This is a genomic window from Mesorhizobium sp. LNJC394B00, from assembly GCF_000502555.1.
Classification (GTDB): Bacteria; Pseudomonadota; Alphaproteobacteria; order Rhizobiales; family Rhizobiaceae; genus Mesorhizobium.
The window spans coordinates 877,452-902,481 of the sequence record NZ_AYWH01000001.1 but is presented as its reverse complement, the minus strand read 5'-3'; the positions used below and the strand labels follow the sequence as shown (position 1 = coordinate 902,481).

At 62.0% G+C, this 25,030-nt stretch carries 27 protein-coding genes; 11 read left to right on the top strand and 16 right to left on the bottom strand.

The features are described from left to right. Positions 1–18: 18 nt before the first annotated feature. From X751_RS0132690 to X751_RS159190, 7 genes are all read right to left on the bottom strand, one after another. A complete protein-coding gene (locus X751_RS0132690; protein ID WP_023708531.1) occupies positions 19–339 on the bottom strand; it encodes a YkgJ family cysteine cluster protein in 321 nt (106 codons plus the stop codon). A gap of 67 nt (positions 340–406) precedes the next feature. After that, entirely contained in the window at positions 407–571 is a 165-nt protein-coding gene (locus X751_RS1000000165300; RefSeq protein WP_023705711.1) for a hypothetical protein, read from the bottom strand. 1 nt (position 572) lies between these two features. Continuing rightward, positions 573–980, bottom strand: a complete 408-nt coding sequence (locus tag X751_RS159170) for a hypothetical protein (RefSeq protein ID WP_023671504.1) — start codon at positions 978–980, stop codon at positions 573–575. Further along, a complete protein-coding gene (locus X751_RS159175) occupies positions 980–1,204 on the bottom strand; it encodes a hypothetical protein (RefSeq protein WP_023712741.1) in 225 nt (74 codons plus the stop codon). Before X751_RS159175 ends, X751_RS159170 begins: the two co-directional genes overlap by 1 nt. 293 nt (positions 1,205–1,497) lie before the next feature. Continuing rightward, positions 1,498–1,707: a cold-shock protein gene (locus tag X751_RS159180; RefSeq protein WP_023671502.1), complete on the bottom strand. Its 210-nt coding sequence runs from the start codon at positions 1,705–1,707 to the stop codon at positions 1,498–1,500. Positions 1,708–2,172: 465 nt separating this feature from the next. Next, a complete protein-coding gene (locus X751_RS159185; protein ID WP_023723612.1) occupies positions 2,173–2,502 on the bottom strand; it encodes a YciI family protein in 330 nt (109 codons plus the stop codon). 30 nt (positions 2,503–2,532) lie between these two features. Beyond that, positions 2,533–3,186, bottom strand: coding sequence for a glutathione S-transferase family protein (locus tag X751_RS159190; RefSeq protein ID WP_023743975.1), 654 nt, complete (start codon positions 3,184–3,186; stop codon positions 2,533–2,535). Positions 3,187–3,357: 171 nt separating this feature from the next. Here X751_RS159190 and X751_RS159195 point away from each other — a divergent pair, with 171 nt between their 5' ends. Beyond that, positions 3,358–3,537 (top strand): CsbD family protein, encoded by a 180-nt coding sequence (locus X751_RS159195; RefSeq protein ID WP_023671498.1) that lies wholly within the window; start codon positions 3,358–3,360, stop codon positions 3,535–3,537. 50 nt (positions 3,538–3,587) lie between these two features. On the opposite strand, the gene X751_RS159200 is transcribed toward X751_RS159195, so the two are convergent. Further along, on the bottom strand, positions 3,588–4,712 hold the full coding sequence (locus X751_RS159200; protein WP_023743974.1) for a metallophosphoesterase: 1,125 nt from the start codon (positions 4,710–4,712) through the stop codon (positions 3,588–3,590). Positions 4,713–4,843: 131 nt separating this feature from the next. On the opposite strand from X751_RS159200, the gene X751_RS159205 reads away from it, so the two are divergent. Beyond that, on the top strand, positions 4,844–5,437 hold the full coding sequence (locus X751_RS159205; RefSeq protein WP_023743973.1) for a hypothetical protein: 594 nt from the start codon (positions 4,844–4,846) through the stop codon (positions 5,435–5,437). A gap of 18 nt (positions 5,438–5,455) precedes the next feature. On the opposite strand, the gene X751_RS159210 is transcribed toward X751_RS159205, so the two are convergent. Then, on the bottom strand, positions 5,456–6,142 hold the full coding sequence (locus X751_RS159210; RefSeq protein ID WP_023712737.1) for a TetR/AcrR family transcriptional regulator: 687 nt from the start codon (positions 6,140–6,142) through the stop codon (positions 5,456–5,458). Between the two features lie 85 nt (positions 6,143–6,227). On the opposite strand from X751_RS159210, the gene X751_RS159215 reads away from it, so the two are divergent. The 6 genes from X751_RS159215 (at position 6,228) to X751_RS159240 (ending at position 12,161) form a co-directional block, all read left to right on the top strand. Next, the gene (locus X751_RS159215; RefSeq protein WP_023743972.1) at positions 6,228–6,989 is read left to right on the top strand and encodes an NIPSNAP family protein; all 762 of its coding nucleotides are present in this window, start codon (positions 6,228–6,230) and stop codon (positions 6,987–6,989) included. A gap of 128 nt (positions 6,990–7,117) precedes the next feature. Then, positions 7,118–7,879: an SDR family oxidoreductase gene (locus X751_RS159220; protein ID WP_023712735.1), complete on the top strand. Its 762-nt coding sequence runs from the start codon at positions 7,118–7,120 to the stop codon at positions 7,877–7,879. A gap of 73 nt (positions 7,880–7,952) precedes the next feature. Beyond that, entirely contained in the window at positions 7,953–8,969 is a 1,017-nt protein-coding gene (locus X751_RS159225) for a glycosyltransferase family 10 (protein ID WP_245265732.1), read from the top strand. A gap of 572 nt (positions 8,970–9,541) precedes the next feature. Beyond that, the gene (gene fumC, locus X751_RS159230; protein WP_023671491.1) at positions 9,542–10,939 is read left to right on the top strand and encodes a class II fumarate hydratase; all 1,398 of its coding nucleotides are present in this window, start codon (positions 9,542–9,544) and stop codon (positions 10,937–10,939) included. Positions 10,940–11,195: 256 nt separating this feature from the next. Continuing rightward, positions 11,196–11,618, top strand: coding sequence for a DoxX family protein (locus tag X751_RS159235; RefSeq protein ID WP_023743970.1), 423 nt, complete (start codon positions 11,196–11,198; stop codon positions 11,616–11,618). Between the two features lie 135 nt (positions 11,619–11,753). Continuing rightward, positions 11,754–12,161, top strand: a complete 408-nt coding sequence (locus tag X751_RS159240; RefSeq protein ID WP_023743969.1) for a DoxX family protein — start codon at positions 11,754–11,756, stop codon at positions 12,159–12,161. A gap of 256 nt (positions 12,162–12,417) precedes the next feature. Here the strand turns inward: X751_RS159240 and ppx are convergent, their stop codons facing one another. Together ppx and X751_RS159250 are read right to left on the bottom strand one after the other, a co-directional pair. After that, the gene (gene ppx, locus X751_RS159245) at positions 12,418–13,950 is read right to left on the bottom strand and encodes an exopolyphosphatase (RefSeq protein ID WP_023697723.1); all 1,533 of its coding nucleotides are present in this window, start codon (positions 13,948–13,950) and stop codon (positions 12,418–12,420) included. Then, positions 13,950–16,142 (bottom strand): RNA degradosome polyphosphate kinase, encoded by a 2,193-nt coding sequence (locus X751_RS159250; protein WP_023689905.1) that lies wholly within the window; start codon positions 16,140–16,142, stop codon positions 13,950–13,952. Before X751_RS159250 ends, ppx begins: the two co-directional genes overlap by 1 nt. 234 nt (positions 16,143–16,376) lie before the next feature. Here X751_RS159250 and X751_RS159255 point away from each other — a divergent pair, with 234 nt between their 5' ends. Both X751_RS159255 and X751_RS159260 read left to right on the top strand, forming a co-directional pair. After that, positions 16,377–16,622 carry a zinc-finger domain-containing protein gene (locus X751_RS159255; protein ID WP_023705697.1) on the top strand — a complete coding sequence of 82 codons (246 nt, stop codon included), beginning with the start codon at positions 16,377–16,379 and terminating at the stop codon, positions 16,620–16,622. 19 nt (positions 16,623–16,641) lie between these two features. Next, positions 16,642–17,880: an FAD-dependent monooxygenase gene (locus X751_RS159260; protein ID WP_023743968.1), complete on the top strand. Its 1,239-nt coding sequence runs from the start codon at positions 16,642–16,644 to the stop codon at positions 17,878–17,880. A 224-nt stretch (positions 17,881–18,104) separates the two neighbouring features. Here the strand turns inward: X751_RS159260 and X751_RS159265 are convergent, their stop codons facing one another. The 5 genes from X751_RS159265 to X751_RS159285 all read right to left on the bottom strand — a co-directional run bounded on the left by X751_RS159265 (position 18,105) and on the right by X751_RS159285 (position 23,205). Next, positions 18,105–18,770, bottom strand: a complete 666-nt coding sequence (locus X751_RS159265) for a TIGR02117 family protein (protein ID WP_023743967.1) — start codon at positions 18,768–18,770, stop codon at positions 18,105–18,107. A gap of 105 nt (positions 18,771–18,875) precedes the next feature. Then, positions 18,876–19,679, bottom strand: coding sequence for an amino acid ABC transporter ATP-binding protein (locus tag X751_RS159270; protein ID WP_023671483.1), 804 nt, complete (start codon positions 19,677–19,679; stop codon positions 18,876–18,878). Between the two features lie 84 nt (positions 19,680–19,763). Next, on the bottom strand, positions 19,764–20,921 hold the full coding sequence (locus X751_RS159275; protein WP_023743966.1) for an amino acid ABC transporter permease: 1,158 nt from the start codon (positions 20,919–20,921) through the stop codon (positions 19,764–19,766). A gap of 4 nt (positions 20,922–20,925) precedes the next feature. After that, complete coding sequence (locus X751_RS159280) at positions 20,926–22,113, bottom strand: amino acid ABC transporter permease (protein ID WP_023671481.1); 1,188 nt, start codon at positions 22,111–22,113, stop codon at positions 20,926–20,928. Positions 22,114–22,176: 63 nt separating this feature from the next. Continuing rightward, complete coding sequence (locus X751_RS159285) at positions 22,177–23,205, bottom strand: amino acid ABC transporter substrate-binding protein (RefSeq protein WP_023671480.1); 1,029 nt, start codon at positions 23,203–23,205, stop codon at positions 22,177–22,179. A gap of 458 nt (positions 23,206–23,663) precedes the next feature. On the opposite strand from X751_RS159285, the gene X751_RS159290 reads away from it, so the two are divergent. Further along, a complete protein-coding gene (locus tag X751_RS159290; protein WP_023743965.1) occupies positions 23,664–24,833 on the top strand; it encodes a cystathionine beta-lyase in 1,170 nt (389 codons plus the stop codon). The last annotated feature ends 197 nt before the right edge of the window (positions 24,834–25,030 follow it).

The following is a 25,030-nucleotide window of genomic DNA, read 5'->3' as shown; positions in this document are numbered from 1 at the left end:
AGGCAAGGTGGGCGTCGGCTAGATCGTTGGCATCCCGTGCGCCTTGCGCGCCATCAGGCAATCGTCGCCGCCAGGCATGCAGGCGTGGCAGACGTCCGGGCGGATCTCGTAGATGCCGCAGGCCGTGTGCTTGCCGATCTCGCCCGTAAGCGCCGAACAGCGCACGCCCTCGCAGCGCATGCCGGACAGGTCGGCGGACACGAACTTTTCCGGAATCCGGTCAAGTTGCGCATCGTCCTCGGTCGAGAAGCGCGGCCATTCGGCCGAGTAGGAGCAGCAGGCGCCGCAGCTCTGGCAATCGAAGATTGCGGCCGCGCCGGCGTCCTCGTCGCCAGACAAAAAGTCGGTGGCGCCAGCCAGGCCGGCAGGCGCTATGGACCGACGACCGGCATCTTGCGGCAAGGCGCTATTTCTTCTTCTTGCCCTTCGGCGCGTCCGCCGGCGACTTGAACAGGTCGGTCGCAGCCTCTGTGGCCTCGGCGGCCTTTGGCGCGGCAGCGGGCTTGGCCTGCTTTGCAGTGGCAGCAGCCGGCGCTGCCGGCTGATCCTTGGTGGAAAACTTTATGGCCATGTCAGTCCTCGTCGGAAAAGCGGGATGATGGTGCGCGCGGATTGCGCAAGCGGCCGATCAGCGCCGAGACCGCTGTGATGTTCATTTCCTCGGGCGACCAGTTCCTCGCCTCGGCAATGTGGTGCGCCGCCAGTTCGCGATGCGTGCTGCCGCTATAGGCGGCATCCTGGTAGGTCACGCGCTCCTGGGTCTTTTTGTCCTCGCGGACATATTCGACCAGATAGTTCGGGGCTTCGGCACGGCCGCGCACGCCGACGCGCACCTGGGCATCGCCATGCGCGCGCTTGCAGCGCTCGAGCTTTTCCAGCACACGGCGGACATATTCGACCGGCTTGTCCAGGCCCGGGACCATGGACGCTATGGTCGCATCGGCATCGATCGGCGTCGGCGGTACGCGCTTGGTGGCCATCAGCGTTTGCCTGCTCGCTTCGGCAGCGCCGCAAGGGCTGCGGCCGCTGCCATGTCGTCGGCTTCCTTTTCCTTGCGCAGTTCGCGCAAGCGCGCGGTCTTGGCTTCGCGCGCCTCGCTGACGGCATCACGCTCGGACAGGATGCGGTTGAGTGACATCGACTGGGTTTGCGTCTTGCTGAACAGCGAGCCGGCCTGTTCGGCGGTCTTGGATTGAGTGGTCAAAACTTTCTCCTGTCGGGAGCCTGGTGCCGATAGAGCGAGAGCGGTCTTCGATTACGACCAAAGCAATACGGCAGCGGGGCAGTATGGGCGGTTCAGATTGGTGGATCGTCCCTTAGCACGTTCCGGCCGGCGTGCGGCGCACTTTTAGCGGCATGACGCACAAAATGAAAAAGGCCAGGCACCGCCTGACCTTCCATGAAAGCGCCGCGCATCCAGTTGGATGCGCAAGGCGCTCCTTTCAGCCTTTCATCGGTGCCAGTACATCCGTGGTCACCGGAAGGCCGAATTCCTTATCAGGCCGCCTTCAACTGGTCGGCGGACATCTTGCCCGACTTGTTGTCGCGGGTCATCTCGTAGCCGAGCTTCTGACCCTCGACGATGTCACGCATGCCGGCGCGCTCTACGGCCGAGATGTGGACGAAAACGTCGGCGGAGCCGTCGTCAGGCTGAATAAAACCAAAACCTTTGGTGGCGTTGAACCATTTCACTGTGCCGGTGGCCATGAAGAACCCTTTCCCTGGCAAATATTCGTTCACCATCGTGCGACTGCACAACAGCGTTTTGTCTCGATTTTTGATGGGGAAGTTCGTCAAAGGCGCGCATCATGCGCGGATAACAAAAGTCGGTCAAACAAATATCGACATATTTCTTATAGACTTCTCTTAGCGCCGAGTCAATTTCTGGTTTGGCCACAGCCCAAATTCAACCTGAGGATGCCTGAGGCATAAGCCTCAACTGACGAGGTGGCGGAGCGCAAGGCGTTCCCAAAAAATATTCCACGCCCCGGAACCAATCGCAAGCCGGCGCATTTCCGTGGTGTCAGCAATTCAGAGAGCAATCTCAGTAATGCTGGCAAAAGGACGCCTCCCGCACATTAAACGGTGCGAGAGGCGTTCTTGTATGTGCCGTTTTCTGACACAATTCCCAAGGGAAAACCGTTTCACACTTTTCCTTAAACTTACGCTCGCCTACAGGATCGCGCTGATCAGCGGCAGGATCTCGTAGCGGAAACCGCGGCCGGAGCTCGACACCGGATCGCCGTCGGTGACCGCTCTTGCCTCGGCTTCGCTGCCGACACGCAGGATCAGCAGACCCCAAGGGCCGGCCGGGTCGGCGACCGGCCCGGCGAGGATCATGGTGCCCTCGGCAAGCTTGCCGCGCAGATAGTCGGCATGCCGGCCCATCAACTCCCTCTCCTCCTCCGTCAGGGTGAAGGCGAAGTCCGGCCGAGGCGGGATCAGCCGGCAGTGGAAGATTGTTGGCGCGGTAGTCTCACGCGGTCCATCATTGCTGGCCATCGGTCACTCACCGTGATGTCATTAGTGGTCCTATTCGTCCGGGCCGGGTTCCGGCCAAGTCTCCTTCGCTGCTTCCGCATACCAGTGCCGCATCGCCGGCGTTGCCAACACGGCGTCGACGTAGGCGCGCGTGTCGGGCGCGAGCTTGCCGCCATAGGTGTCGAAGCGGGTGACGACAGGTGCATACATGGCATCGGCCGCGGTGAAATGACCGAACAGGAAGGGGCCGCCTTTGCCGTATTGTTCCCGGCACTGGCGCCAGATCGTTTCGATGCGCGCGCGCTGCATTTCGCCTTCGGCGTCGAGCGGCTTGTGGCCCTTCGGCCGGCGCAAATTCATCGGCCAGCCATAGCGCACCTCGCGAAAGCCGGAATGCATCTCGGTAGCTACCGAGCGGGACAGCGCTCGGGCGCCGATATCCTGAGGCCAAAGCTTTTTCTCCGGAAACAGGTCGGCGAGATATTCAAGGATGGCAAGGGTTTCCCAGACAATCCTGCCATTGTGATTCAACACTGGCACAAGGCCGGTGGGCGAGACTTTCGCCAGAGCGGCAAAGGTTTCGGGCGTGCGCAGGCGCACGAAACCTTCCTCGAACGGGATCTCCAGATGCTTCATCGCCACCCATGGCCTCAGCGACCAGGACGAAAAGCACTTGTTGGCGATGATGAGCGTAAATTCAGCCAAGGCGGTCTCCCCAAAATTTCGTCACACTAGTCACACGATACGACGCGGCAAAGCGTTTCGGCGACCATATAAGCGACCAGATGCGACGATGATCGCCGCCCAGGGAACCTAAGCCAAGCCGGCCCGTTTGCCTCCTGCGAATGAATCCCCGGAATCCCAGGAGATGCAAAGATGGTGAACAAGGATCAGGTTGCCGGCGTGGCCAAGCAGGTCAAGGGCTCGGTCAAGGAGGCCGGCGGCAAGGCGACCGGCAACAGGCAGACCCAGGCCGAAGGCACGGCCGACAAGACCGCCGGCAAGGTGCAGAAGGTCTATGGCGACGTGAAGGACAAGATCAAAAAGGCGCTCTGATTCGATCTTGCAGGCAATGAGGAAGGCGGCTCAAGACCGCCTTTTTCTTGTCAGAGGCTGAGGCTTTTGCTGAAGGCGCTGGTGAACTTGACCTCGCCGTGGTCGCCGGCCGCCTCGCCCAGCACCACGTCCATGCTGTCCCCGGTTACCCTCACCAGCGCGAAGCCACCCATATAGGCAGCCTTCGGCTTGAACAGGTCGAGGCCATCGCTTTTGTAGCTCATAGGCACTTCGTGCTGATGGCCATGGAAGATGGCGATGACATTGTAGCCCTTCAGCGCCGCCAGCAGCGCCTGGCGGTCGGCCTCGCTCCACCAGTGCGGCGCGCCTGCGCCGTCATCGTCATAGGTGCGCTTGGCCGGGTCCCAGCGCTCGACCGAGAAAGTGTCCCAGCCATAGTGCTGGAACAGGATGACGGGACGGCCATCCGCCGCGTAGGTCGCCAGATCCTGCTTCAGCCACGGCAGGCTGCTCACCGCGCCATGGCCGGTGTCGCCGGCAAAGCGGTGGGTCTGGACGAGATGCAGGCCGCCCCAGTCCCAGGAATAGCAGTCGGTGTCGACATCGTATTCGGTGGCCGGCACCGGCGGCTTGAAGAACACGCCGGGGCGGTGGTTGACCTCGACATAGTCGCGCAGTTCACGCCGATACCAGTCGACATGGGGCGGCGAGCCGTTCTGGTCGAGATCGTGGTTGCCGAGGCCGACATAGACCGGCATGTGCACGCGGTCCGGGCCGACGCCTTGTTGATAGCGCTGGCTGAACTGCAACAGTTGCGTGCCTTCGCTGGGCTCGGTGATCTGGCCGCCGCCATCGTCGGTGATGTCGCCGCCGACAACGAGGCCGAGCGGCGCATCGATGCGGCTGCCGGCCGAACGCAGGCGGGTTGCAACGCCATCGATCTCGACTGGCCATTGCCGGCCGGCCAAGCCATTGAGGACAGCGACATTGCGCAACAGCGCGGCATCGGTCTTGCCTTCCTCCAGGCAGTTGGGGCTGAGGCCGCTCGACATGCGGCAGGCATGGACATCGGCGATGAACAGAAAGGTGGCGTCGATGGGCTGGATGCGCTTGCCGGTCTGGCCAAGCGCGGCGCGCGGCAGCATGCCAGCCATGGCAAGGCCGGCTGCCTGTGCGAGGAAATTGCGACGGGAGAGGACGAGCTTGCGATTCATGACCTGAAATTCAGCACAGCCGGCGCCCCACCGTCCAGTTGCCAGGAATGGCAGGTCGACACGGCACTGAGGCTCTGGCATTTCTTGGGTCATGCTGGCGCGCAGCAAATACAAGCAGAGGGGAGGATTTCATGAGAGCCGTTTCGATAGGCGTGGTGCTGGCTGGGTTGCTGCCGGGGGCTGCGGTGCATGCCGCCGATTGTGTCGACGCAAAATCGGCCAAGGCCGGCTTCGTTCTGGAAATGCCTGGCGTCCGCAGCGAGTTTCGGCCGGTGGCCGGCGGCATGGTGTCCGTCGCCAACAACTACGAATCGCAATCACCGCAGACACAGTTCCTGTTTGCAGGCCTGGTCGAAGTGTTTCGCGACAGCGATACCGGACGGGTGGCGACGATCCCGTTTTCCGATCTGCGAAAACTGTTTCCGCTGAAGACGGGAGCCAAGAGCACGATCGAATTCGTCGAGTTGTCGCCGAACAAGCAGCCGAAGAGCACCAAGACACTGAGCCTGGTCGTCAAGGGCAAGGAGACGTTCAGCGTCGGCGGCTGCAAATACAACGTGCTGGCGGTCACGGAGATCTTCAAGAACGGCGCCGGCGAAACGCTGGACACATTCACCGCGCTTTATGCTCCCGATCTGCAAGCGTCTCTCGCCCGGCGTTACGACGAAGGGACCAGCACGGAATCGGTGAACGGTTACGAGACGATCAAGCCGCTTTCCAACTAGAACAGCGCAGTTCCGGCCTCAAGGTTTTCCCGGCCGCAGCAGGATCCTGCGACGCCGCTTCGCTCTGCTCGGGAATGGCGGCGTTGAGCTGCCCTGAAGTTCGGCCAGGCAATCGCGCAGCACGCTGGCATCCTGTGCCGCCTTGGCCATCGACATGGCGCCGGAATAGGCGGCGATGGCGAGTGCCGCAAAGCGCTCGGGGTCGGTGCCCTGCTCCCTCCCCGACTGCTGGTCGGCTCGCACCTTGTCGGCAACCGCCTGACGCCATCCGGCAAAGATATCGTCCAGAGCGGCGCGGAAATCCGGGTCAGCGAGCGACAGTTCATGCGCCAGATTGTTGAGCGGACAGCCGCGCACGAAGCCTTGCTGCTCAAGGTCGGTCGCCACCGCCTCGAACACCGCGCGCACGCCTTCGCGCGCCGAGCCTGCCGCCCGTACAGGGTTGATCCAGGTTTCATCGAGGGCCGCTGCCACGCGCTCCTCGATCACCGCCAGAGCGAGCGCCTTCTTCGTCGGGAAATGATGATGCAGCGCGCCGCCGCTGACGCCTGCGGTCGTCATCAACTCGCCAAGAGCGGATGCATGATAGCCACGCGCCTGGAACGACGCTTCGGCGATATCGAGCACCTTGTTGCGCAGCCCTTCGGGATCGTTGGTGCGTTTTCGCGGCGGCCCTTTCGGAGCCCGAGCAATCTCTGCTGACATTTGCCAACGATAGCAGATTGACAAAACAGGACAACCGGTCTGTTTTATAAACCGGATGATCATCCTGTTTTTTGGAGACGACACAATGACCGTACCCCTGAATGCGCCTGCGGCGGCAAAACTGCTCGCTTCGCCTGTCGTCGAGTTGCGGCAGTACACGCTGAAGCCGGGCCGGCGCGAGACGCTGATCGACATCTTCGACAGTCGGTTCATCGAAGGCCAGGAACACGCCGGCATGACCATCATCGGACAGTTCCGCGACCTCGACCGCCCCGACATGTTCGTCTGGCTGCGCGGCTTCGGTGGCATGGAAGCGCGGAAGCAGGCGCTCACCGCCTTCTATGACGGGCCGGTGTGGACGGCGCACCGCGACGCCGCCAATGCGACGATGATCGATTCCGACGATGTACTGCTCTTGAAGCCGGCATGGCCAGGCGCCGGCTTCGATCTGTCAGGCGCGCAGCGAGGCGCCATGCCGCCGGATGGAAAGCTGAGAGCAGACAATCGCTTGACCGGTGTTGTTGTCATCCAGATTCATCATCTGCGGTCTGGCGCCGAAGCCGATTTCGCCGGCAATTTCGACACATATGCCCTTCCGGTCCTTATCGGCGCCGGCGGACGGTTGCTTGGCGCCTTCATCACCGAGCACGCCGAAAACAGCTTTCCCCGCCTGCCGGTGCGCTTGAGCGAAAACGTCTTTATCGCGGTGACGGGTTTCAACAGTCCCGAGGCGCATGCCAATTACGAAGCCGCAGTTGCCGCTTCGCTCCAATGGCAAGCGGCCGATGTGACCTGGCGGACCGAAACCTTGCGCCTGACGCCGACGTCGCAGTCGCTGCTGCGGTAACCGGATCGGCACGCGGCCAACCGAAGTTCATACTGAGCGATAGGCCGGCGGCTTGACCGCCCTCGCCGATCGGCATTGCCTTCGTGACGCGGGCAACAGCGAGAGCATTCGATGCGACTTGGCCTTCAATGAGACTTTCTGGCAAGCGAGCACTGGTGACCGGCGGCTCGGACGGCATCGGCCTGGCGATATCGGAAGCTTTCTTGCGCGAGGGCGCCGACGTGCTGATCGTCGGTCGCGACACCAGCAAGCTCAAGACCGCCCGCGAGACACTTGCGGCGGCGGGCAACGTCGGCACCCAGTCGGCCGATCTCTCGACCTCTTCCGGCATCGATGCCGTGGTCGATCGCGCGAAAGCAACCGGCCCACTCGACATCCTCGTCAACAATGCCGGCGTCGCTTATCTGGTGCCTTTCGAGACCGTCACCGAGCACCAATTCCAGCAATCCTTCGCGCTCAATGTGACGGCGGCGTTCTTCCTTACCCAGCGGCTGCTGCCGCATCTCGGCGCCAACGCCTCCGTCATCAACATCTCGTCCTACTTCGCCGACAAAATGATCCCGAAGCGGCCGTCGAGCCTGTATTCCTTGTCCAAGGGCGCGCTGAATTCGCTGACCAAGTCGCTGGCCTTCGAGCTTGGTCCGGGCGGCATCAGGGTCAATGCAATTGCGCCCGGCACGGTCGACACCGCCATGCGGCGCAAGTCGATCGACAACCTGCCGGCGGCAGCGCAGGCCGAGCTGAAAACCTATGTCGAGCGCAGCTACCCGCTCGGCCGCATCGGCCAGACCAGCGATCTTGCCGGCATCGCCGTCTATCTCGCCAGCGACGAGGCGGCGTGGACCAGCGGCGGCATTTTCGCGATCGATGGCGGGTATACGGCGGGGTGACCGTTTGGATGGCCCTCTGCCTCGAACAAGCGGAGCACTTGACCAAACTTCCGATACCGCGTCTGTCTGCAGATTGAGCAATGCTTCAGACATTCGTGGTGCCATGCCGTCTATCGATCCACTGATCCTCTTCTACACAACGTTCTTCAGCAAACCCGTCGATATCGCGTCGATACAGTGCGAAATGCCCGGGCGGTGGACACTGGACAAACGACGGATTTCCGAGGCCGCGGCAGTCGTCTTCCATATTCCGAACTTTCGCGAAGTTGGCGATGCCTACAAATACCCTGGTCAATATTGGGTCGCCTGGTCGATGGAATGCGGCCAAAACTACAAGCGACTTGCCGACCCCAAAATCATGCGGCACTTCGATATCATCATGACGCATGAATCCCGGTCCGATGTCTGGGTACCCTACCTTCCGCGTGCGGTGTGGTGGAAAGATGCGCTGGCCAGACCAATCGTGCCGAAAACGGAAGAAGCGCCGGTCGCACTCTTCCAGTCGGCCGGCCTGAATTATAGCGGCCGTGTCGATTTGGCGAACGAACTGGCGCGCCACATCAAGATCGATTCTTATGGCCGATATCGCCACAACCGATCGGTCTCTGGCCCCGATCTGGGCTCGAAGACCAAGATCGAAACCATTGCGCGGCACAAATTCTGCCTGGCCATGGAGAACTCGATCGAGGCCGACTATGTCACCGAGAAAATCTATGACGCGTTCATGGCGGGCACGGTGCCGATCTACCTTGGCGCTCCCAATGTGGACGAGTTCGTTCCGGAGCACTCCTTTATTGACGCCAGTGCCTTCGCCAGCGCCAGCGATCTTGCAGCCTATCTCCAGCACCTGATCGCAACGCCGCAAGACTACGAGGCTTATTTCGACTGGCGCTCAAAGCCATTGCCCGACAATCTCGTCAAACGGGTGCAATCATTGGAAACACCCGCGTTCTGCAGACTGATGAGCGTCGTGCGCCAGCGTCTGGAGGCGCGGACAAGCACGCCTTCCGGACGGCGAACACTTCCGTTCGGCTACAGATCCTATCTCAGGACAAAGCTGCGCCGTTGGAGGAAAAAGGTTCCGAGCTGACGGTCCGCGATCAGGCGCGCTTTCAGCAAAATACGGAGGACAAAGAGCGTCACTTGCGACGTCGAGACGGCTTCGACCTTGCCGCCATGCATCTTGGAAAACTCCGAGGCCATGTGGAGGCGCTCCCAGGGTGGACTTGAAATTCTCGGCTTCGCGATCCGAAGCTCGATCCGGATGCGATGCCGGATTTTGGACGGAAACTGAACAGAAGGACAAGTGCATAAGCTACCTCATCGCTGCTGTTGCCAGTGAGACGCCGGCACCGATGGTAGTTTGTGTGGCAGCGTCGCTCGTAGGTAGACGTGAATTGCGCATTGCTGATCCTGGGGGAAGTTTGCGTAGAGCAATCCGCCAGCTCGACATGATCGAGCTAAATCCGCAAGTTTCCGTCCACTTTATGGGATCAAGCCGCACTGAGGAGCAATTTCCTTCACACGAAAGTGGAGGGTGCAGGATCCCGAAGGGCGGCGCTACTGCTTCAACCGATTTACTGCCTGCCGGCCGCAATCTCTGCTTGAAGGCCATTGTGCAACGCGATACGCCGTTGCCGAATTCGATCGTCGGAGAGACAAGTGACCGCTGCCAGGACCAGAACCGAAACCGACACGTTCGGCCCCATCGAGGTTGCCGCCGACCGTTACTGGGGCGCGCAGGCGCAGCGTTCCCTCGGCAATTTCAGGATAGGCTGGGAAAAGCAGCCGGCCTCGATCGTGCGTGCGCTCGGCATCGTCAAGCGAGCGGCGGCGGAAGCCAATATGGAGCTGAAGCGGCTCGATCCGGAAGTCGGCAAGGCGATCATCGAGGCGGCGCAAGAGGTGATCGACGGCAAGCTCAACGACCATTTCCCGCTGGTCGTGTGGCAGACCGGCTCGGGCACGCAGTCCAACATGAACGCCAACGAGGTGATCTCTAACCGGGCGATCGAACTTCTGGGCGGCGTCATGGGCTCGAAGAAGCCGGTGCACCCCAACGACCACGTCAATATGAGCCAGTCGTCGAACGACACCTACCCGACAGCCATGCACATCGCTTGCGCCGAGCGCATCGTGCACGATCTGCTGCCGGCGCTTAGGCATCTGCACGCCGCGCTCGAGGTCAAGACAAAGGCTTTCGCCCACATCATCAAGATCGGCCGCACCCATACGCAGGATGCCACCCCTCTCACGCTGGGCCAGGAATTTTCCGGCTATGCCGCACAGGTGGCCTCTTCGATCAAGCGCATCGAGATGACGCTGCCCGGCCTGCAGGAACTGGCGCAGGGCGGCACCGCAGTCGGCACCGGCCTCAATGCGCCGGTCGGCTTTGCGGAAAAGGTGGCGGCGCGCATCGCCGACATTACCGGCATTGCCTTCGTCACCGCGCCGAACAAGTTCGAGGCGCTCGCCGCGCACGATTCCATGGTGTTCTCGCATGGCGCCATCAACGCGGCGGCCGCCGCCCTCTTCAAGATCGCCAACGACATCCGCTTCCTCGGCTCCGGCCCGCGCTCGGGCCTCGGCGAACTGTCGCTGCCGGAAAACGAGCCGGGTTCCTCGATCATGCCTGGCAAGGTCAACCCGACGCAGTGCGAGGCTCTGACGCAGGTCTGCGTGCAGGTGTTCGGCAACAACGCCTCGCTGACCTTCGCCGGCAGCCAGGGCCATTTCGAGCTCAACGTCTATAACCCGCTGATGGCCTACAACTTCCTGCAGTCGGTGCAGCTGCTGGCCGACGCTTCGATCTCCTTCACCGACAATTGCGTCGTCGGTATCGAGGCGCGCGAAGACAACATCAAGGCCGCGCTCGACCGCTCGCTGATGCTGGTGACAGCGCTGGCGCCGACGATCGGGTACGACAATGCCGCCAAGATCGCCAAGACCGCGCACAAGAAGGGCACCACCTTGCGCGAGGAAGCACTGGCCACCGGGCTGGTCAGCGAGGCAGACTACGACCGGCTGGTGCGGCCGGAGGACATGACGCATCCGGGTTAAGCGATTCCAGGGAAAGTGCCTTGCGTTTCCTCGGGAAGCGCGCAGCCCCTCTTCTTGGGAATTGCGTCAACTAGAAATCCGAATTGTGTGGCGGGACAATTTGCTCCCGCCGCTGCTGGCCGCGACAAGAATTTTGCGTCGGTCGAACGATCCCGAAATGTACGTCCTGTGAACAATGTGTCGCCGGACTGGCGGCTTTGGTGAACAGTCGGCTTGGTCTATCTGACGGGACATCAACCCTTTTCGGAGAGCCACCATGTCCATCAACACTTCCGCTGCCGGCGCCGGCATCGCGTCCAACAGTTCCACCACCATCCTGCTCGGCCGCATCCTGCTCGCCGCCATCTTCCTGCTTTCCGGCTTCGGCAAGCTCACCGCCATTTCGGGCACCGCCGGCTATTTCGGCGCCATGGGCCTGCCGGTGCCGACCACAACGGCCATTGTCGTCGGCCTGATCGAATTGCTCGGCGGCCTTGCCGTGCTCGTTGGCTTTCAGACCCGCATCGCCGCCTGGGTGCTCGCGGTCTTCACCATCGCCTCGGCCTTTGTCGCCCATACCGGCTGGGCCGACCAGAACCAGATGATCCATTTCCTGAAGAACGTCGCCATCACCGGCGGTTTCCTGCTGCTGGCTTCCTCAGGCCCTGGCGCCTACTCGGTCGACGCCAAGCGCGGCTGAGCTTTCCCTCCCAAGCCTGAAAAAGCGGCGTGGAATTTTCCACGCCGCTTTTTCGTTGTCTGCCCAAGCGCGCACCCGTCCCATCCCTGCTAGGATCGGTCTCGAACAGCCGGCGGACAGACAACGGAGATGACCATGCCCCGCGATGCATTGCTTCTGATTTCCCGGCTGCTGCTCGCCGCCCTGCTCGTTCCCTCCGGCTACCACGCGCTCGCCGACATTGCCGGGACGACCGGCTATTTCGCCGGCCTCGGCATGCCATTGCCGACGCTTGCCGCCTGGGGCACCGGGCTGTTCGAGTTGATTGCCGGTCTCTTGATACTGGTCGGCTTTCAGACGCCGGTCATTGCGATACTTCTTGCCGCTTTCTGCATCGTTGCAGGCTCCATCGGCCACTACGGCCAGGGCGGCGATGACCCGATGCTCACCTTCCTGCACCAGCAGATGCTGATGAAGGACATTGCCATCGCCGGTGGATTCCTGGCGCTAGCCATGGCCGGCGCCGGGGCCTGGTCGATCGAGGGGCGCCGCGCCGCGGTCTGATATCGTCAAATATCGTCCCGGTTGAACCATCCGTGCCAGGTCGACCCCCACTCCGTCTCGGCTTCGTCGAGCCACCTCTCCCCCGATCGACGGGGTAGAGGAAGTGCGCGAGCCTATTGCCGCCAACGCTTTCCAACGAGGCTCCCTTCCTTTCCCTCCGGAGGGGGAAGGTGGCGGTGCGAAGCAGCGACGGATTGAGGAAGCCGGTCCTCGAACGCGAGGCCGACGACGACATGGTTTTGCTGTCAGGCCGCGCCTACTTCACCGACACGCTCTGCCCACCCTCGACCGCCAGCACCAGCCGGCGGTTGGTGATCCGCGCCAGTTGCGCCAGCCGTCCGGCCGGGCGTTCGCCGTAAAGATCGGAAAGTGAGGCCGGCAGCACCAGCGCCAACGTGCCATTGCCGCGGTTTTCCCATTTCAGCCGCGGCATGACGCCGGGCATGGCCGCAGTCAGCAGATAGACGACGCGCAGCACCGCCGCCAGGATGCGGGCGCGCTCGAGATAGCGCGGCGTCGCCAGGCCGCGGATTTCCGGCGCCGCATCGTTGAACACGCCTTCGTGGCGGAACAGGCCGACCAGCGCCAGGAAGGCACGGCCGGGGTGATCGACGCCAATGAAGGACGCGTGGGCAATGATGTTGAGCGACTGCTTGCCGCGATATTCCGGGTGTGCGCGCCAGCCTATATCGGCCAGCAGACAGGCAGCGTGGCGATAGCGCGCCTCATCCTCCGTCTCGTCGATGCCGAAGGCGGCAAAGGTCTTGTCCGTCCATTCGACAAGCTCATGCGCATGGGTGACCGAGCGCGACCGCAGCCGCGCCAGTTCCTCCGAAGCGGAGACCAGCGGATCGGCCTTCTGCTCGGCAGGGTCGAGCAGCGAATAGAGAAACCCTTCGCGCACGCCCAACGCCGAGACGATGATCTTCGACGGCTGCATCGCCGCCATGATCTCCTGCAGCACGACCGCGCCATAGGGCAGCAGCGAACGGCGGTTCTTCGACACACCTTCGATGCCCTTGACCTTCTCGATCTCGCCTTTCGCCACCTGCTTCAGGAAATTGGCGGCGCTTTCGACACCGATCTCATAGTGGTGCATGACGCCAAGCGGGTAGTTGGTCATTTCCATGTGCAGCCGGGCAAGGTTTCGCCAGGTGCCGCCAACGGCGTAAAAGGGCCGTCCCAGCCCGCCCTTCAACAATTTGGCGCGCGCCAGTTCGTCGCGGGTGATCTTTGCCGCCTGGGCGAGCGAATTCCTGGCCATGTCCTGCAGCCGCAGGCCACCCAGCGGCAGCGTGATGCCGTCGCCGATCGCCTCGCCATTGATGTCGATAAGCTCCAGGCTGCCGCCGCCAAGATCGCCGGCAATGCCATTGGCGGGGTGGAAGCCCGAAATGACGCCAAGCGCCGAATAATGCGCCTCCTGCCGGCCAGTGAGCACGCGGATCTCGGTCTTGAGCACATCCTGGGCGCGGTGGATGAAGTCGGGGCCGTTGATCGCTTCGCGGGCCGCGGCCGTTGCCAGCACAAACATGTGCTCCGCACCCGCCTGGTCGGAGAGCGCGCGGAAACGGCGGAACTCCTCCATCGAGCGCGTCACCGCCTCGGGGTCGAGCTTGCCGGTCGAAACGATGCCGCGGCCGAGGCCGGCCAGCATCTTTTCGTTGAACAGCAAGGTCGGCGAGCGCGCCAACCCTTCATAGACGACAAGGCGGATCGAGTTCGAGCCGATGTCGATGATGGACAGCGGCCGGCGATCCTGCAGCCGGCCTTGGGACGTTGAAATCATCAGCCGGTGTTCTTCTTGCGACGCTTGAACTGCGCGATGCGCTTGGGCGCATGCGACTTCAGCGCGTCACCCCGTCCCGACAGGCTCGGATTGGTCATGAAATATTCCTGCGCGTTGAACGGTTCCTCACCCTCCTCCAGCACGACGCGCCGGGAGGTTCCGTCAGCCAATACGTCGAAACTTTGCTGGTTGTCCATGATGTTGCCCAGCATGATCTGGCCAAGGATCTGTTCATGCACCGTTGGATTGGTGATCGGCACCATGGTCTCGACGCGGCGGTCGAGATTGCGTGGCATCAAGTCGGCCGAGGCGATGTAGACGATCGCCTCGTCCGACGGCAGGCCATGGCCGTTGCCGAAGCAGTAGATGCGGCTGTGTTCGAGGAAGCGGCCGACGATCGACTTGACCCTGATGTTTTCCGACAGGCCGGGCACCTGCGGCCGCAGGCAGCAGATGCCGCGCACGACGAGATCGATCTCGACGCCGGCACGGCTGGCGTCATAGAGCGCGTCTATGATGTTGGGATCGACGAGCGCGTTCATCTTCATCCATATGCGCGCCGGACGGCCAGCCAGCGCGTGGGCGACCTCGTCGGCAATGTGCTTGAGGATGCGGCTGCGCAGCGTAAATGGCGAGATGGCGATCCGCATCTCATCGGTCGGCTCGGCATAGCCGGTGATGAAGTTGAACAGCTGGGCGACATCGCGCGCGATCGTCGGATCGGTGGTGAAGAAGGACAGGTCGGTGTAGATGCGCGCGGTCACCGGATGGTAGTTGCCGGTGCCGAGATGGACATAGTTGCGCAGCTTGCCGTCCTCGCGCCGCACCACAAGCGACATTTTCGCATGGGTCTTCAGTTCGAGGAAGCCGAACACGACTTGGACGCCGGCGCGTTCGAGGTCGCGCGCCCAGCGGATGTTGGCCTCCTCGTCGAAGCGCGCCTTGAGCTCGACCAGGGCGGTCACCGACTTGCCTGCCTCGGCCGCGTCGACCAAGGCGCGCACGATCGGGCTGTCGTTGGAGGTGCGGTAGAGCGTCTGCTTGATCGCCACCACCTCCGGGTCGGCCATCGCCTGGCGCAGGAACTGGACCACCACGTCGAAGGATTCATAGGGGTGGTGGACGACGATGTCCTTCTCGCGGATGGCCGCGAAACAATCGCCGCCATGCTCGCGGATGCGCTCGGGAAAGCGCGGATTGTAAGGGGTGAATTTCAGGTCGTCGCGCGGCACGGCAACGATCTCGGAAATCTGGCTGAGCGCCAACGGGCCGGTCAGAACGCTGATGCGGCTCGAAGAGACGCCAAGCTCGCCGGCGACGAACTCGCGCAATTCGCCGGGCATCGACTTGTCGAATTCGATGCGGATGACCGAACCGCGGCGGCGCCGCTTCAGCGCCGTCTCGAACAGGCGCACGAGATCTTCCGACTCTTCCTCGACCTCGATATCGCTGTCCCGGATGATGCGGAAGGTGCCGGAACCCTTGACCTCATAGCCGGGGAACAGCTTGCCGATATAGAGGCCGACAGCCTCCTCCAACGGAATGAAGCGAACGTGCTGCTTGCGGTCGGGCAGACGGATGAAGCGCTTCAGCGCCACCGGCAGGCGCAGAAGCGCGCTCATCTCCTCGCCATTCTTGCGATGGCGCAATTGCAGCGCCATCGAGAAGCCGAGATTGGGAATGAACGGAAACGGATGCGCCGGGTCGATCGACAGTGGAGTCAGGACCGGGAAGACCTGGTCCTGGAAATGGTCTTCCAGCCAGACTTTCTCATCCTTGGTCAGTGCATCGCGGGTGATGCTCTCAATGCCTTCCTTGTTGAGCAGCAGCATCAGCGCCGAAAGGCTGTTCTGCTGGTCCTCCTGCAGCCGCTCGACCTCGCGCAGCAATTGTTCCAGCTGCTGCTCCGGCGTGCGGCCGTCGGGGCTCTTGAGCGCAATGCCTTCGCGCACCTGGCCGGCAAGGCCGGCGACGCGGACCATGAAGAATTCGTCGAGATTGGCGGCTGAAATCGACAGGAAACGGACGCGTTCGAGCAGCGGATGGTGCTGGTTCTGGGATTCCTCGAGCACACGCCGGTTGAACTGCAGCCAGGAGAACTCACGGTTGACGAACCGATCGGGGTTGCCGCCCTCGGGGCTCGCCACCTCGACATTGATGAATTCGCTCTGCACCGGCTTCAGTTCGTTCATGGTTCCTGCTCTTCCCCCGCCAACCGTCCCTTGGAGCGCCGCTGGACGTGCCATGCCTCTAACACGCTTTTGTGGCGCATGACCCTTCGGCGAAAACCGTTCCGATTTCAGGGACATGCACTTAACCGGCTCAACGTATCCTCTGACAGGCTTTTGCGACAGTTTCATTTCATCGATCTTGCAAACAGGCCTGTTATGTTCCAGATGCTTTTCGACGAGATCAAGGAGACGACGATGGCAGGCGGTTCCATTCCCCATTTCCAGAACGATGCGGGCCATCCGGCAATCGACATCGGCGTCAAGGAATTCATGTGCACCGGCGCCAACCCGCCATTCGACCACCCGCATGTGTTCCTCGACATGGGCGACGACAATGAAAAGGTCTGTCCCTACTGCTCGACGCTCTACCGCTATTCGGCGAAGCTGAGGGCGACGGAAACGCTGCCGGCTGGTTGCCTTTATATCGACCAGGCCGCCTGATCCTTCCGCGACAAGCCCGATGGAAGACATCAGGTCCCGGCAGGTCATAATCGCCGGGGCCGGCATCGCCGGGCTGACCGCTGCCCTTGCCTTCGCCGGACGGGGTTATCCGGTAAAGCTTATCGAACAGGCACAGCACCTCGAAGCGGCCGGCGCCGGCATCCAGCTTTCGCCCAACGCAACACGCATTCTTGGAAAACTCGGCGTGCTCGACCGACTGCTGCCCGCAGCGTTGCGGCCGGAAGCGGTCGTGCTCAAGGACGCCGGGACGCTGCGCGAACTGGCACGGGTACCGCTCGGGCACGCCGCCGAAGCGCGCTGGCAGTCGCCCTATCTTGTCGCCCATCGCGCAGATCTGCAGGCAGCGCTGCTGGGGCAAATGGCTGAACGGTCGCAGATTGAGCTCATCACCGGCGCCCGCGTGACCGGCATCGTCAAAGACGCGCAATATGTCGCCGTGACCGCCGAAGTGGACGGCCGCGAGATCGAGGCACGCGGCAAACTGCTGGTCGGCGCCGACGGCGTCTGGTCGGCGGTCAGGGCGCAACTCGCAGGCGAGGACTTCGTCAAAAGCCGTTTTTCGGGCGAACTCGCCTGGCGGGCTACAATCGCGGCCGACGGTGCGGCCGGAGAAGCCTTTGTCGCGATCGGCGCCGCCGACTGCGTCACCACGTTCCTGCATCCTGGCTTCCACATGGTCGCCTACCCCGTCAGCAAAGGCCGGGCCTTCAATCTCGCCGCCTTCACCAAGGGTGAGCGCATGGCCGAAGGTTGGTCGGGCCATGCCGATCCCGCGATCCTCACGGCTGCCCTGCGCGGCACCGCGCCGGGCCTGACGAAGCTTGTGGCACTGGCCGGCCCATGGACGGCCTTTCCGATCCACACCGTCGAACAGAAGCGGTGGACGAGCCCGCAGGGCATCGCGCTGATCGGCGACGCTGCGCATGCGATGACGCCGTTTGCCGCACAGGGCGCGGCAATGGCGATCGAAGATGCCATCACGCTTGCCGACGCTATCGCCGATTTCCCTGGCGATCTGCCCAGAAGTTTTCAAATCTGGGAAAATCTTCGGCGGCCGCGTGTCGCCAAGGCCGCGCGTCGTGGGGCCGTAAACCGCCTCGCCTGGCATGCTGCCGGCCCGGTGGCGATCGCCCGCAATCTGTTCCTGGCCATGCGCTCGCCCGACAAGCTCGCCGCCGACCTCGACTGGCTCTATGGATGGCGAGCGGACACTCGGCAGTCTAGATCGTCGACGTAGCGATCCTTCCCACCCCCCTCTGTCCTGCCGGACATCTCCCCCGCAAGGGGGGAGATTGGATGTCGCCGTCGCCTTCGCCAAAATCGCCGGCGTTGCAGCAGGAGCGCCGCGGGCAAAACGGCTGATCTCCCCCCTTGCGGGGGAGATGGCCGGCTGGCCAGAGGGGGGTGCTGTCCCGCTGACTTCAAAAGATCCAACACTGTCGGGGTGCGGCGTAGGAGCTGCTAATTATACAGCCGCATTGAAAATCGCAGCGAGGCCGGCAGCGGGTTCCACCAGCCGGTGCGCAGGCCGGCGGTGCGCAGGCCGGCGGCTGTCCAGGTGTTACAGCCGACAAGCGCGTTGAATTGGCCGTTCGCCTCGAAGAAGCGGTCGAAGCTGGAATAGGCGGCGTTCTCGATGACGACCGGACCATGCGGCCCTTGCTGGAAACTCGCGTCGATATAGTTGAGCAGCGCTGCAAAACGTTCCTCATCGATGTCGAAACCGGTGACAGCAGGGTGCGGCTCGGCGATGGTCCCGGCGATATCGACATGCATGACCGAGGCGTCCAGTGTCAGCGCCTTGAGGACGGGCACTGCTTTCAGCTGCGACCAGCTCGGCGTCTCCAGATAGAAGGCCCGGCCGCCCCAGCCAAAGACGATGTAGCGCACTTCCGGGGCGTCGACAGGGATGCCGGCAGCGACCAGGAAATGGAAGCGCCGGCGCACCTCGTCATCGACGGGAATGGCGATGTCGGTGTGGATCGGATTCTCCAGCACCAGAATATGGCGCGTGCCCTCACCCGCCGCTGACGCCGGCCACAGCGGACGCGGCACCAGCGTGCCGAGCGTGGCAGCGAGCGCGACCACGATAATCAGCATGGCCACGAAACGCAGGGCTTTTCTCATGCGGCGCCGGCTTTGTGTTTCAATGGAGAAGATCAACCCCGACCCCAGATAGCAAAAGAGCCCGGCCGCATTACGGCCGGGCTCTTTTGGTTCGCATGAAAATGCTCAGTGCAGGATCTGCGACAGAAACAGCTTGGTGCGCTCGTGGCGCGGATGGTCGAAGAACTCGGCCGGCGTGTTCTGTTCGACGATCTGGCCCTGATCCATGAAGATCACCCGGTTGGCGACCTTTCGGGCAAAGCCCATTTCGTGGGTGACGCACAGCATGGTCATGCCTTCCTCGGCCAGGCCCACCATCGTCTCCAGCACTTCCTTGATCATTTCTGGATCGAGCGCCGAGGTCGGCTCATCGAACAGCATGATGCGCGGGTTCATGCACAGCGAACGCGCGATCGCCACGCGCTGCTGCTGGCCGCCCGACAGCTGGCCCGGATATTTGTTGGCCTGTTCGGGGATCTTGACGCGCTTGAGGAAGTGCATGGCGATTTCCTCGGCCTGCTTCTTCGGCGTCTTGCGCACCCAGATCGGTGCCAATGTGCAGTTCTCCAGGATGGTCAGATGCGGGAACAGGTTGAAGTGCTGGAACACCATGCCGACCTCGCGGCGCACCTCGTCGATCTTCTTGAGATCGTTGGTGAGTTCCTTGCCGTCGACGATGATCTTGCCCTTCTGGTGCTCTTCCAGCCGGTTGATGCAGCGGATCATGGTCGATTTGCCCGAGCCCGAAGGACCGCAGATGACGATGCGCTCGCCGCGCATCACCTTGAGGTTGATGTCCTTCAGCACATGGAACTCGCCATACCATTTGTGCATGCCGATGATGTCGATTGCGACATCGGTGGTCGAGATGTGCATCTTCTTGGCATCGACCTTGATCTCTTCGGCGCTGACGGCGTTTTCTATGACCATGGCAGGTTCCCCTTTTTGTTCTGTCTTTTAGCTATGATGCATGTCGTTGTCCCAAAACCGCTAAACACTTTTGGGCGACATGCATCAACGTTTGTGGCCGGTGTCGAGCCGGCGTTCCGTGTACATCGAATAGCGCGACATGCCGAAGCAGAACAGCCAGAAGACGAAGGCTGCAAAGATGAGGCCGGATCTCGCGGTCTGTGGCGTCGCCCAATTGGCGTCCGAGAAGTTCTGCTTGACGACGCCAAGCAGGTCAAACATCGAGATGATGATGACGAGGCTTGTGTCCTTGAACATACCGATGAAGGTATTGACGATGCCGGGGATGACCAGCTTCAGTGCCTGCGGCAGCACGATCAGCACCATCTTCTGCCAGTAGCCCAGGCCAAGCGAATCCGCCCCCTCATACTGGCCCTTGGGGATCGCCTGCAGGCCGCCGCGCACCACTTCCGCCATATAGGCGGCGGCAAACAGCGAGACGCCGATCAGCGCCCTGAGATATTTGTCGAACGAAACACCGGCGGGCAGAAACAGCGGCAGCATGACGCTGGCAAAGAACAGAACGGTGATCAGCGGGATGCCGCGAACGAACTCGATGAAGACCACGCACAGTGTCTTGACGATCGGCATCTTGGAGCGCCGGCCGAGCGCCAGCACGATGCCCATCGGCAGCGACACGGCAATGCCGACAAAGGACAGGCTCAGTGTCACCAGCAGCCCGCCCCATAGCTGGGTCTCCACTTGCGGCAGGCCGAAGATGCCGCCGACCAGGAGCACGAACGCGATGATCGGCAGTGCCAGGAATAGAAGAATGGCGTTCAACCCCTTCCGCGGCACACGTGGCATCAGCAACGGCACCAGCAGCGCCACGAACAGGACGGCGACCAGGATCGGCCGCCAGCGCTCTTCCAGGGGATAGCGGCCAAGCATCAACTGGCCGAACTTCGCGTTGACGAAGGCCCAGCAGGCGCCTGACCAGCCGTCCGGCTGGATGCCGCCTTGCGCCACCGTGGCGCATACAGTCCGGTCCGGCCCCGTCCACTGGGCGTTGATGAAGGCCCAGTTGACGACGGGCGGCACGATCATCACCACCAGCGCAATAGCCACTACAGTCAGGATGACGTCGCCCACCGAACCGATCAGGTTCTTGCGAACCCAGGCCAAAGGCCCCCGCACGCCGGCCGGGGCTTGTTGAGCGAGTGCCATTTCGGTCCGCACCCAGGAGGTATCATGTTCCTGCATGGTCTTACCTCTCCACCAGCGCCATCCTGGCGTTGACCACATTCATCACCGCCGACGTCACCAGGCTGATGATGAGATAGACGACCATCATGATCAGCACACCCTCGACCGCTTGACCGGTCTGATTCAGCACTGTGCCGGCGATCGCCGTCAGGTCGGGGTAACCGATGGCAATGGCCAGCGACGAGTTCTTTGTCAGGTTGAGATACTGGCTGGTCAGCGGCGGGATGACGATCCGCATGGCTTGGGGAACGACGACAAGCCGCAGGATAGATCCCGGCCGCAGCCCCAGGGCGCCAGCCGCTTCGGTCTGACCCTTGCTGACGCCGAGAATGCCGGCGCGCACGATCTCGGCGATGAAGGAGGCCGTGTAACAGGACAGCGCCAAATAGAGAGACAGGAACTCCGGCCCGATCTGAAAGCCTCCGGTCAGGTTGAAGGTCGATTGCTTTGGAAAGTCGAAGCTCAAGGGAAAGCCGCTCAGCGCATAGGCCAGGAGCGGAAGGCCGACGATCAGCGCCGCCGAAGTCCAGAATACGGGAAACTGCTGGCCGGTTGCCATTTGCCGCTGGCGTGCCGTGCGCGCGACAAAAAAAGCCATGGCGATGCCGACAAGCAAGGCGACAAACATCAGCCAGGAGCCGTCGCCCCAGATAGCGCGCGGAAAATAGAATCCGCGTTGGTTGAGGAAAGAGCCGAACGGCAAATTGAAACTGTCGCGAGGCGCCGGCAGTACCGCGAGCACGCCTGAATACCAGAAGAAGATCACCAGCAGGGGCGGAATGTTGCGGAACACCTCGACATAGACCGTGCAAATCTTGCGAACCAGCCAGTTGCGCGATAACCGGCCGACGCCGACAATGAAGCCAATGATGGTCGCGGTGATAATGCCGGCAACGGCGACGATAATGGTGTTGATAAGCCCGACGACAATGGCCTGGCCATAGGTCGAATCAGAATCATAAGCGATGGGCCTGACTGGAATGTCAAAGCCTGCTCGGTTGTTCAGGAAGCCAAAACCGGAAGTAATATGCAGGCGCTGCAGGTTGACGATGACGTTGTGGACGATCCACCAGACGCCCGCCACCAGCAAGATGACAACCACCGCCTGGAAGAAAAACCCGCGGACTTTCGGATCGTTGATGAAGGAACCGCGGCTCGGCTCCTCGCGAAGAACTTCCTGCGATGCCATTGCTTCATCCCCTGGAAAGAGAAACCGGAAGGCAGATGATCTGCCTTCCGGATCACATTTCGATCAGCGGATCGGCGGTGCGTATTGCAGGCCGCCCTTGGTCCACAGCGCATTGATGCCGCGCGCGATCTTCAGCGGGCTGCCGGTGCCGACATTGCGCTCGAACATCTCACCGTAATTGCCGACTGCCTTGACGATGTTGACGACCCAGTCATTGCTCACGCCAAGGTCGGTTCCGATCTTGGTTTCGGCTTCCTGACCGAGCACGCGCTTGATCTCCGGATTATCCGAGGTCTTCATCTCTTCGACATTGGCCTGGGTGATGCCCAGTTCCTCTGCCTGCAACAGGGCGAAGTAGGTCCACTTGACGATGTGGTACCACTGGTCGTCCCCCTGGCGTACGGCGGGGCCGAGCGGCTCTTTGGAGATGATCTCGGGCAGCACGACATGGTCGGCCGGCGCACTCAGCGTCAGGCGGATGCCATAGAGGCCGGATTGGTCGGTGGTGTAGACGTCGCAGCGGCCGGCGTCATAGGCAGCGTTGACCTCTTCCAGCTTTTCGAAGACGACCGGGTTGTACTCCATCTTGTTCGCCTTGAAGTAATCGGCGAGGTTGAGCTCGGTGGTGGTGCCGCTCTGCACGCAGACTGCCGCACCTGAAAGCTGCAGCGCCGAATTGACGCCAGGCAATTTCTTGGCGTTGATCATGAAACCCTGGCCGTCATAATAGGTGACGCCGATGAAGTTCAGGCCAAGCGCGGTATCGCGATTGATGGTCCATGTGGTGTTGCGCGACAGGAGATCGATCTCGCCCGACTGCAACGCGGTGAAGCGCTCCTTGGCGCTGAGCGGCGTGAACTTGACCTTGGAGGCATCGCCGAAGACTGCGCCAGCGACAGCGCGGCAGAAATCCGCGTCGATGCCTTTCCAATCGCCTTTGTCGTCAGGCGCCGAGAAGCCGGCCAGGCCCGTCGAGACACCGCACTGGATGAAGCCCTTCGCCTTGACGGTATCGAGCGTTGTCGCCGACGCGGCCGAAGCCATCCATCCAAGCGCAGCGGCACCGAGAATGCCAATTGCAATATGTTTCATAACCCACAGACCCTTTTCTGTTTTCAGGTAAACCCTGATCCTCAGGCAAATCCTGATCTTTTCCCGCGTGAACCCGGCTCCCATCCGGCTCATTCCGGAACCTCGCGTCGTAACCGACGCCCGGCCCCTCCCATTCACGAACTGCATCGAAGGCGATTATCTCTGTGAGGTCAAGGGAAATGACCGTTTCACGACAGCTTTGAAAACCAATTGCCGCAAATGCCTGAATTGCAGACAACAGCATCAGGAAAGCAGCAAGCCCCGCAAATAAAACCGGCAAAGTCCGTCGACGCTAATCCACATCCACTCATGAAATCCGCGGCTCTGGATCGCCACGCTTTCCAGACTATTCATGGGGGAATTGGCCTATGCAAAGGGCACCGCCTGGCGGGCGCCCGCTGTTGCACGGCCAATGCCGCCGCTCTATGGCTAGCGCTTTCACCACAAGGCGAAGAGCAATGGCGACTGACGGCAACGAAATGGGTATCAACACGCGGCTTGCCCATTCGGGCAACAATCCGCACGACTATTTCGGCTTCGTCAATCCGCCGATCGTGCATGCCTCGACCGTGCTCTATCCCAATGCGTCGGTGATGGCGGCGCGCAGCCAGAAATACACCTATGGCACACGCGGCACGCCGACCACCGATGCGTTGGCGCATGCGATCGACGCGCTGGAAGGCTCCGCCGGCACAATAATCGTGCCGTCGGGCCTGGCGGCGGTGACCGTTCCGTTGCTGGCGTTTCTCTCGGCAGGCGATCACATCCTGATTGTCGATTCCGTCTACCATCCGACCCGCAATTTCGCCGACACGATGCTGAAGCGGCTGGGTGTCGAGGTCGAGTATTACGATCCGCATGCCGGCGCCGGCATCGCCAGCTTGATCAAGCCGAACACCAAAGTCGTGTTTACGGAATCACCGGCCTCCAACACCTTCGAGGTGCAGGACGTTCCGGCGATCGCCAAGGCGGCGCATGAAACGGGCGCCATCGTCATGATGGACAACACCTGGGCAACGCCGCTCTATTTCCGTCCGCTCGACCACGGCGTCGATATCTCGATCCATGCGGCGACGAAATATCCGGCCGGGCATTCGGACGTGCTGCTGGGCACAGTGTCTGCCAATGCCAACTGCTGGAAGCAGCTTTGCGAGACGTTCTACACGATGGGCTGCTGCGCCGGCCCCGACGACGTCTACCAAGTCCTGCGCGGCCTGCGCACGATGGGCGTTCGGCTGGATCACCATCAAAAGAGCGCGCTTTCGATTGCCACCTGGCTTGAAGGCCAGCCCGGCGTGGCCCGCGTGCTGCACCCGGCGCTTCCCAGCCACCCCGACCACGCGGTGTGGAAGCGTGATTTTTCCGGCTCGAGCGGCATCTTTTCCATCGTGCTCAAAGGCGGCGGCCAGAGACAGCAGCATGCCTTCCTCGATGCGTTGAAAATCTTCGGTCTCGGCTATTCCTGGGGCGGCTATGAGAGCCTTGCCGTGCCGGTCTTCCTCGGCGACCGTACCGTCGCCAAGGGCCCCTATGACGGCCCGCTGATCCGGCTGCAGATCGGGCTCGAGAATGTCGAGGACCTCAAGGCCGATATCCTGCGCGGGCTGGAAGCGGCCGCTGCGGCATGACACCAGCAAACTTGCGAAGCTGATTCCGCTGGTCGCCCAACCCGTTGAAAGGGTTGGCGAGCGACTTTCGCAGGCGATCGACGTCGCAAAGCCGCTCATGGGTCGACCAAGCGCAATGTTATTTCCCCAATGCGCGCTTTTTCGGATCGGTTTGACTTTCAAAATCGTCGGTCCAACGCCATTGCAGGCGCTGCGCG

Coding starts and splice junctions, on each gene's coding strand:
- X751_RS1000000165300 (WP_023705711.1), bottom strand. CDS start 571: ATGGCCATAAAGTTTTCCACCAAGGATCAGCCGGCAGCGCCGGCTGCT.
- X751_RS159170 (WP_023671504.1), bottom strand. CDS start 980: ATGGCCACCAAGCGCGTACCGCCGACGCCGATCGATGCCGATGCGACC.
- X751_RS159180 (WP_023671502.1), bottom strand. CDS start 1,707: ATGGCCACCGGCACAGTGAAATGGTTCAACGCCACCAAAGGTTTTGGT.
- X751_RS159185 (WP_023723612.1), bottom strand. CDS start 2,502: ATGGCCAGCAATGATGGACCGCGTGAGACTACCGCGCCAACAATCTTC.
- X751_RS159195 (WP_023671498.1), top strand. CDS start 3,358: ATGGTGAACAAGGATCAGGTTGCCGGCGTGGCCAAGCAGGTCAAGGGC.
- X751_RS159200 (WP_023743974.1), bottom strand. CDS start 4,712: ATGAATCGCAAGCTCGTCCTCTCCCGTCGCAATTTCCTCGCACAGGCA.
- X751_RS159205 (WP_023743973.1), top strand. CDS start 4,844: ATGAGAGCCGTTTCGATAGGCGTGGTGCTGGCTGGGTTGCTGCCGGGG.
- X751_RS159210 (WP_023712737.1), bottom strand. CDS start 6,142: ATGTCAGCAGAGATTGCTCGGGCTCCGAAAGGGCCGCCGCGAAAACGC.
- X751_RS159215 (WP_023743972.1), top strand. CDS start 6,228: ATGACCGTACCCCTGAATGCGCCTGCGGCGGCAAAACTGCTCGCTTCG.
- X751_RS159220 (WP_023712735.1), top strand. CDS start 7,118: ATGAGACTTTCTGGCAAGCGAGCACTGGTGACCGGCGGCTCGGACGGC.
- X751_RS159235 (WP_023743970.1), top strand. CDS start 11,196: ATGTCCATCAACACTTCCGCTGCCGGCGCCGGCATCGCGTCCAACAGT.
- X751_RS159240 (WP_023743969.1), top strand. CDS start 11,754: ATGCCCCGCGATGCATTGCTTCTGATTTCCCGGCTGCTGCTCGCCGCC.
- ppx (WP_023697723.1), bottom strand. CDS start 13,950: ATGATTTCAACGTCCCAAGGCCGGCTGCAGGATCGCCGGCCGCTGTCC.
- X751_RS159250 (WP_023689905.1), bottom strand. CDS start 16,142: ATGAACGAACTGAAGCCGGTGCAGAGCGAATTCATCAATGTCGAGGTG.
- X751_RS159255 (WP_023705697.1), top strand. CDS start 16,377: ATGGCAGGCGGTTCCATTCCCCATTTCCAGAACGATGCGGGCCATCCG.
- X751_RS159260 (WP_023743968.1), top strand. CDS start 16,642: ATGGAAGACATCAGGTCCCGGCAGGTCATAATCGCCGGGGCCGGCATC.
- X751_RS159265 (WP_023743967.1), bottom strand. CDS start 18,770: ATGAGAAAAGCCCTGCGTTTCGTGGCCATGCTGATTATCGTGGTCGCG.
- X751_RS159270 (WP_023671483.1), bottom strand. CDS start 19,679: ATGGTCATAGAAAACGCCGTCAGCGCCGAAGAGATCAAGGTCGATGCC.
- X751_RS159275 (WP_023743966.1), bottom strand. CDS start 20,921: ATGCAGGAACATGATACCTCCTGGGTGCGGACCGAAATGGCACTCGCT.
- X751_RS159280 (WP_023671481.1), bottom strand. CDS start 22,113: ATGGCATCGCAGGAAGTTCTTCGCGAGGAGCCGAGCCGCGGTTCCTTC.
- X751_RS159285 (WP_023671480.1), bottom strand. CDS start 23,205: ATGAAACATATTGCAATTGGCATTCTCGGTGCCGCTGCGCTTGGATGG.
- X751_RS159290 (WP_023743965.1), top strand. CDS start 23,664: ATGGCGACTGACGGCAACGAAATGGGTATCAACACGCGGCTTGCCCAT.